Raw genomic sequence first — 594 nt, forward strand, 5'->3', positions numbered from 1 at the left:
CTTCCGGACCCTCCGGTTCCTCGGGTCCTTCGGGGTCCTCGGGCGTTCCGGCGACGCAGCGGGAGCGGGACTCGTCGGGCGCAAGCCCCGGCGGGAAGCCGGAGGGCGGACAGCAGCCCGGCGAGCGGACGTCCGCGTCCCCGGCGGCGGGCAAGGAGCAGAAGGAGGAGGCGGGCGGCAAGGAAGACACCGAGCAGCGGGAGACGCCGGCCGCGAGCAAGGAGGAGTCCGCGGCGAAGAACCGCCCGGGCGCCGCCGAGGCGGCCGTGGCCGGCCGGCAGGTGAGGCCGGAGGAGAGACAGGGACAGCAGAAGCCCACCGGCACGCCGGCCCGCTCGGGCCAGGACACCCAGCTCCCGGGCCGCCGCAGCACCCTGGAGGGCAAGCGCAGCCAGGACCTGGAGGCCCTCCAGGAGGAGAAGGACGAGGACCCCTTCACGTCCGGCAGCGAGTCGGAGGTGGAAGTAGGCGGCGCGGAACCCAGCGCCTGGGACATCAGGCTGCGGCCCGAGGACTTCCTGCCGCAGCAGGACCTCGACGTGTCCGGAGTACCGACCGCGGACGAGCTGGACCCGTCCTCGTCCGCGCCCCCGC

General features: G+C 75.1%; 1 protein-coding gene. It reads left to right on the plus strand.

What is annotated here, in order from left to right:
- Positions 1-594: hypothetical protein (locus tag CCN42_RS43115; RefSeq protein ID WP_158102213.1), on the plus strand; the 594-nt coding region annotated here is incomplete at both ends.

Source organism: Streptomyces glaucescens (assembly GCF_002154375.1).
Taxonomy (GTDB): Bacteria; Actinomycetota; Actinomycetes; order Streptomycetales; family Streptomycetaceae; genus Streptomyces; species Streptomyces glaucescens.